Annotated in this window: 5 protein-coding genes; all 5 read left to right on the top strand. The window is 44.0% G+C overall.

Annotated features, from left to right (window positions below):
- The first annotated feature begins 159 nt into the window (after positions 1 to 159).
- The 5 genes from H8J70_RS12765 (at position 160) to H8J70_RS09120 (ending at position 7107) form a co-directional block, all read left to right on the top strand.
- Positions 160 to 1068 (top strand): sigma 54-interacting transcriptional regulator, encoded by a 909-nt coding sequence (locus H8J70_RS12765; RefSeq protein ID WP_186503773.1) that lies wholly within the window; start codon positions 160 to 162, stop codon positions 1066 to 1068.
- A 173-nt stretch (positions 1069 to 1241) separates the two neighbouring features.
- Positions 1242 to 3155, top strand: coding sequence for a sigma-54-dependent Fis family transcriptional regulator (locus H8J70_RS09135; RefSeq protein ID WP_186503771.1), 1914 nt, complete (start codon positions 1242 to 1244; stop codon positions 3153 to 3155).
- A gap of 474 nt (positions 3156 to 3629) precedes the next feature.
- Entirely contained in the window at positions 3630 to 4826 is a 1197-nt protein-coding gene (locus H8J70_RS09130; RefSeq protein ID WP_186503769.1) for a CaiB/BaiF CoA transferase family protein, read from the top strand.
- 33 nt (positions 4827 to 4859) lie between these two features.
- A complete protein-coding gene (locus tag H8J70_RS09125) occupies positions 4860 to 5762 on the top strand; it encodes a hydroxymethylglutaryl-CoA lyase (protein WP_186503768.1) in 903 nt (300 codons plus the stop codon).
- Between the two features lie 73 nt (positions 5763 to 5835).
- Entirely contained in the window at positions 5836 to 7107 is a 1272-nt protein-coding gene (locus H8J70_RS09120; protein WP_222433657.1) for an SLC13 family permease, read from the top strand.
- Positions 7108 to 7259 lie beyond the last annotated feature (152 nt).

The raw sequence follows: 7259 nt of genomic DNA, 5'->3' as shown, positions 1-7259 counted from the left end.
GCGACCTATTTCTAATCGTTGTTCTTTCGTTAATTTCACGTGGCAACCTCCCATCTAACAATTGAGGGCATCGGATACTAATTAGAAAATCTTTTATCCAAGATTACTACATTTAGTATCCAATTTCTACCCCCTCCATGTCCAACTTTAGCATACCACGTGCACATCCGGATTGCTAAGAGCTATGCAAAGTACACGTCCAATATTATGCTCATTGGAGAAATCGGTACGGGAAAAGAAATGTTTGCCCATTCCATCCATCGGGAAAGCCAACGGCGTAATCATCCCTTAGTTACCTTAAACTGCGCCAATATTTCGTCTGCTGCTCTGCTGGCCGAATTACAGGGGTATGAAAACGGCTATGGTCCCTTTGGCAATAAAGGCCGTAAAGAAGGAGCCTTTGAATTAGCACATGGCGGTACTTTGTTCCTTGATAAAGTGGAAGCAGCTCCATTAGAAGTGCAGGCTGTTTTATTGCGCATCCTGGAGGATAAAGAAGTCCGCCGCATGGGCGGCGATCATGTGATCCCCGTAGACGTGCGGATCATTGCCTCGACGAATCCGGCTATTTTTGAAGAAATTGAAGATGAAAATTTTCTTGAAGAACTATACTATATGCTAGGCGTTCTAACGCTGGAAATTCCACCTTTGCGGGAACGCGCAGGAGATTCACTATTACTATGCAATGAATGGTTTCATCATTTCTTTGGTGCCGACTACCGTAAGTACGAAGATAAAATACTAGCCATTGAACAGCACATGGAGGGCTATAACTGGAAAGGAAATGTGCGGCAACTGTCAAATTTTGTCGAACGCGTAGGTGTTCTCTTGACTAATGGTGTTGCCGTAGAAGATATCCTCTCTACGTTGCCGCGCCTGAAACCCAAAGAAACGGAACCGAAGGAAACAGATGTCACCTTGGAACGGTGGAGCCGCGAAGCCATCATAAAAGCACTCTCTGTCAATCAACTGAACGTTTCCCGTACAGCCCGGTTATTAAAGTGCAGCCGCAGCACTCTTTATAAAAAGATGGAAGAGTTCAATATAAGGATTACGAATATGAAATAAATTGCAGCAGGCAGATGGCCTGGTTATTCGCTGTTACGTACTTGGTGAGGACGGACTGTGACAGATCGCGTGTCCTTAGACTTTTGCAGGGGCTGACGTGATGCGGGAATTTTAGGGGTCTCCCGACCAAGTGATATAATGAGGAAAACGAGTATCTATATGAGGTGAGTATTTTGGCGGCAATTTTATTTATAGCCCCATCTGAGCAACTGGCAGAACGGGCACAAGAAATTGTTTTAGAACGGAATATGGATGTCAGCATTAAAGTGTCCTATTTGGAAGCGGCAAAGAAATATGTAGAAGAAGGGTTACGCAATGGTACGAAAGTAGTTATTAGCCGAGGCGGCAGCGTTTATTTACTTAGGCAGTACTTCACTAACGTCCCCATTATTGCGACAAAACTGACTAGTGGCTGCTATATCAATGCCTTTGAAAAAATCCGGGGCATTCAAGAACCGATAGCTTTCTTTTCTGTACCGGAAATTCAGGAAAATGTTCGGTCACTTTGTTATCTAATGAATGTAGATGCACGTTATTATCGCTTCTCTGATGAAGAAAGTGCGGAAGAGGCCGTTAAGGCAGCTCTGCGCGATGGTTGCGTGTATGGCATTGGCGGGGTACTGACAAAAATATATGCAGAAAAGCATAATTTGAAATATGTTACCTTAGAAAATAATAGAGAAGATATAGAACTAGCATTAAGCGCTGCAAAACAATTATTAAAATCGATCACCGACGGAGAGCGGCGCAGACGAGCGCTAAAATTGCGCCTTGAGCGCTATGAAACGATCTTTAACTACACGCACGATGGCATCATTGCCATTGACCGGCAAGGCTACGTAGAAGTTGTAAACCGTCAGGCTGATGAAATGCTCCCCTTGAAAAATAAGCCTTACGAAGGGAAGAAGATTGAAGAAATATTACCGGAAACGAAGCTTCCGTCGGTTTTGCGGTCGGGCGAAAAGGAAATTGACGAGCTCATGAAAGTAGGCAACACGATTATCAATACGAATCGCGTGCCGATCATTATTGATGATAAAGTAGAAGGCGTAGTAGCTACCTTCCGGGACATTGAATCGGTCCATACGAGCGAACAGAAGATCCGCAGTCGTTTACACCGTAAGGGCCTTGCCTCACGGTATCGCTTCACGGATATGATAGGCGAATCGAGAGCATTTCAGCGTACTATACGCATGGCTAAAAGCTATGCTAAGACAAACTCATCCATTCTTCTTCAAGGAGAATTAGGTTCAGGGAAGGAAATGTTTGCCCATTCTATTCATCATGCGAGCAAACGGAGTAAAGGCCCTTTTGTTACGGTCGATTGTGATAATTATTCTGCCAGAGCCTTGCAGGCAGAATTGGTAGGCTATGAAGACGGTGCTTCTCCGTTTGGCAATAAAGGATATCAGGAGAGTGCTTTTGAAAGGGCGCATGGAGGAACGTTATTTTTGGATAAGGTGGCTTCAGCACCAAAGATGATTCAAAGCCTGCTCGTACGCGTAATTGAATCCCGGGAAGTACGACGCTTAGGCAGTGATCATGTCATTCCTATTGATGTTCGCATTATTGCGGCGACGCGGTATGATTTGAATGAACGCGTGCGTGAAGGGGAATTTTTGGGAGAGCTAATGTATGAGCTGAGCGTTTTGACTTTAAAAATTCCACCATTGCGCGATAGAGGCGATGATTGGCGTATGCTTTGCGAAAATCGTTTCCATTTCTTTTTGGGATCCGAATATCGTCAGTATGCAAAGGAGGTTCAGACCATAGAAAAATACTTGCAAGGGTATACCTGGAAAGGGAATGCGCATGAAGTATCTAATGTAGTAGAGCGTGTCTGTGTGTTGCTAAAAAATGGCATGGCTGTGGAAGAAATTATACCGGCATTGCCTATTGATTCTTCATCACAGCTAATAAATGAAAAAGTTACTTTCGATAAATGGAATAAGGCTGCCGTCATAGAAGCATTGAGCTCATGCCAATTTAATATTTCAAAAGCTGCACGAATGTTAAATTGCAGTCGTAGTACTTTATATAATAAAATGAAAAAATATGATATTAAAATAAATAATATGAACAATTAATTGTCATTGATCTGTATAAAGAAAGAGCAACCGGATGATCCGGTTGCTCTTTCTTTTTTTAAAAAACAGACAGATATACTAGTCGGTTTGCTATGCATAATCTGAAAATAAGCCATTTCTAACGACTTAATTGTCTATTGCTTTAATTAAATTTTTGAAAACTGAAAAGTGTGCACGAACTGTATTGATCAAATTGGACAGAAATATATAATATTAAACACATTTTATTAAAATACAGTCGATTAAGGTGGAATATAACTCCGGTTTAAATGAAATAACAAATAAAACGTAAAACACATATAAACATAAAAATGCACAATCATACAATTACAAATAAACATGCAATTTGATATACATAAGCGGTATCTTGTATAATGCAGGCGTAGGGAAGAACGATGCAACTTCCCATTGTAACGTGTGGTCTAAACGTATGCTTACTGTATGTATTTTTTTAGAAGAGGAGAGTGTTCTTTTATGGCAACAAAAGCTTTACAGGATATCGTAGTTCTCGATTTGACACGTGTACTGGCAGGTCCGTACTGCACGATGATGCTGGCCGACTATGGTGCCAAGGTCATTAAAATTGAAATCCCTGGCCGCGGTGATGATACACGTGCTTTCGGCCCATTGAAAAATGGTGCCAGCATGTATTATGCCAACGTAAACCGTGGTAAAAAAGGCGTTACCTTGAACTTAAAGAGCGATAAAGGCAAGGAAATGTTCAAGCAGATGGTTAAGAAAGCCGATGTAGTCGTCGAAAATTACCGTCCCGGTGTTATGGATAAAATGGGCGTTGGTTACGACGTATTGAAAGAAGTAAATCCGAGAATCATCTACGGTGCTGTATCCGGATTTGGCTGCTATGGCCCGGATTCTAAGCGCCCTGGTTATGATATTATCGCTCAGGCAACTGGCGGTCTGATGAGTATTACCGGTGAACCGGGCGGTCATCCCTTACGTGTAGGGAATGCTATGGGCGATGTTCTTGGCGGCATGAACCTGACCATTGGTATCCTTATGGCACTGCATGCACGGGAACTTACTGGTAGAGGCCAGCGTGTCGACGTAGCTCTCGTAGATTCCGTCGTATCCAGCTTGGAAATTGGCATTCAGCGTTTCTTCGCTTCGGGCAAACAGCCTGAATTGATGGGCAACCGCTATGCTTCTGCTTATCCGTACGATTCCTTCAAAGCGAAAGATGGACTGTTCGTTATTGGCTGCGGCAACGATAAGCTATTTACCCTGCTTTGCAATAAAGTATTCAAACAGCCAGAACTGTTAACGGATCCGCGTTTTGAAACAAACCTGAAACGTTGCGAAAACCATGCGGCCTTGAAACCGATCGTCGAAGCTTGGAGCTCTCAGTACACGATTAAAGAAGCTGTAGACATGATCTTGGCAGCTGGCGTACCGGCCGCTCCGATTAACGATTTGCCCCATGTTACAACGGATCCTCATATTGCCGGTGCCCGTGAAATGTTTGTACCGTTACATCACCCTGTAATTGGCGATATGAAGGTAAATGGCAATCCGATCAAATTGATGGATACAAAACTGGATATTTCCGTTCCTGCACCGGAATTGGGCCAGGATAATGCAGCTGTCTATGGTGACCTGCTTGGCTTGGATGAAGCCGCTTTGAAGAAATTACAGGAAGAAAAGGTTATTTAATTACGTGATACTTGCGATAAGGAGGCCGTTGTTATGGCACAGAAAATAAATTTCGTAGAAGTTGGCCCGCGCGATGGGTTTCAGAATGTAAAAGAATTTATTCCTACAGAAGAAAAGCTTAAGGTTATCGATATGCTCGTCGATGCCGGTGTAAAATCCATGGAAATTGGTTCCTTCGTCCATCCGAAGGCGATTCCGCAGATGAAAGATATTCAGGAAGTCGTTTCCCGGACACTGGAAAAACATGGTGATAAAGGCATTGATTTCTTTGCCCTCGTACCGAATCTCTATGGCGCCAAAGCAGCCGTAAAAGCAGGCCTGAAAAAGATTGATACGGTTATTTCCGTAAGCGAATCCCACAACAAAGCCAACATTAACCGGACTGTAGAAGAATCGCTCCAAGGCTTGGAAGAAATCCGCCAGACCTTGCCTGATGTAGATATCATCTTATCTATGGCTACTTCCTTTACGTGCCCCTTTGAAGACATTACCCCGGTAGAAAATGTACTGCGCGTTATGCGTCGTGGCGTAAAAGCAGGTATTCATAAATTCTGCCTCGCTGATACGATCGGCCAGGCCGATCCTAAGATGGTTCGTGACACTATTGCTATTGTAAAACGCGTATTCCCGGACGAATATTTGGAAGTTCATTTCCATGATACACGCGATATGGGCGTTGCCTGCACGCTGGCCTCTATCGAAGCCGGCGTACCGAACGTACAGGCTGCCTTAGGTGGTTTAGGCGGCTGCCCCTTTGCACCGGGTGCCTCGGGCAACGTAGCCTCTGAAGACCTCATTTACATGTTCCAGTCTATGGGCATGGAAACGGGCATTGATTTTGACAAGATGCTCAAAGCAGCAAAGTATGAAACGACGATTATTGATGGGAATTTTAGCAGCCACCAGATTCATATTGGAGAACCCTGCGGTAAATGAGCCAATGTGTGAATGCAAGCTTGCTTGTCTCCCCCGCTGATCTAACGAAAAATCATTAAAGGAGGAACGTATTATGGGAATGGATGTGTTGGCTCTTCTGCTCTTTATCGCAGCCATCATCATAGCCTTTGTACGGCATGTAAATGTTGGTATCGTCGCATTGGCTGTAGGTGTTATCTGCGTTCGTCTTTTTGGTATGACCGATAAGACTCTTATTGGTGGCATTAGTAGTTCTATGTTTTGTACCCTAGTTGGTATTACCTTACTGTTTGCTGTTATTAAGGATACAGGTGCACTAGACCTGTTAGCGAAAAAAATCGTCGCTGCTACAGGTAACCGTGTATGGTTACTGCCAATTGCTATGTATATTGCCGGCTTTGTTGTAGCCGGCGTTGGCCCTGGCGCTATTCCGGCCCTGGCTATTATCCCGGCCCTGGCTGTAACGACAGCTATTCAGGTAGGCTATAATCCGTTAATGTTGGCCATCATCGGTGAATTAGGCCTGATGGCTGGCCGTATGACAATTCTCACGCCTGAAGCAGCCATTATTACGGACGCAGCTTCTAAAGCAGGCTTTAGCGGCGTCATGATGACTGTCTTGATTTGCCAAACACTTATTACGCTCGTGTACGGTGTCATCGTCTTTGTAGCCTATAAAGGCTATAAATTGAAGGCCCCGTTACATGAACGGGAAGCGGATTTGCCGGCTTTTACAAAGAATCAGCTGTTTTCCTTGAGCGGTATTATCATGATGCTGGTATTCATGATCGCATTAAAGATCAATATCGGTCTGGCTGCTTTTGCTTCTGCAGCTATTCTGGTTCTCTGTGGCGTAGCCAAAGATGGTGAATGCTTGAAACATCTGCCTTGGGGCACAATCCTCATGGTTTTAGGTGTTGGTGCCTTGCTCGGTGTTGTCGATAAAGTTGGTGGCATTAAGCTCATGAGTTCTGCCATTTCCTCCATAATGACCAGCTCGACGGCAACACCGCTGATGGGCATTTCTGCAGGCCTCCTCAGCCTGGTAAGCTCGGCTCTTGGCGTTGTTTATCCGACGATGATGCCAATGTGTGCCGATATTGCAAACCAGGTTGGCGGTGTCAGCCCGGTTGCCCTGATGGCAGCTGTTGGTTCCGGTGGCTCTATGGCTGGCCTTTCGCCAATGTCCACAGGCGGCGCTTTAATCCTGGCAGCTATGGGTACCAATATTGAAAACTTCAACTCTACAAAACAGACAAAAGTATTTGTTCAATTGTTGATCTTGGCTGCAGGTGCATTATTTGTAATCGCCGTTGTTTCCGGCTTAACCTTCGATGCCATTACAGATCTTACCTTCCACCCGTAAGATGAAAGCTCAATATAACAACAAAAAAGAAGCTGATTGCCTAGTGCGACCGGCTTCTTTTTTGTTGCTTTTTTCTGCAAATTTAATTTACAACGCTTAAAAAATGCTTGCTTTTTATTTTGCTCACCTATCATTATAATTAATTTAGATAA

This window comes from Megasphaera hominis (genome assembly GCF_014269395.1).
GTDB lineage: Bacteria > Bacillota > Negativicutes > Veillonellales > Megasphaeraceae > Megasphaera > Megasphaera hominis.
This window is presented reverse-complemented; position numbering and strand designations above follow the sequence as displayed.

Coding starts and splice junctions, on each gene's coding strand:
- H8J70_RS09125 (WP_186503768.1), top strand. CDS start 4,860: ATGGCACAGAAAATAAATTTCGTAGAAGTTGGCCCGCGCGATGGGTTT.
- H8J70_RS09130 (WP_186503769.1), top strand. CDS start 3,630: ATGGCAACAAAAGCTTTACAGGATATCGTAGTTCTCGATTTGACACGT.
- H8J70_RS09120 (WP_222433657.1), top strand. CDS start 5,836: ATGGGAATGGATGTGTTGGCTCTTCTGCTCTTTATCGCAGCCATCATC.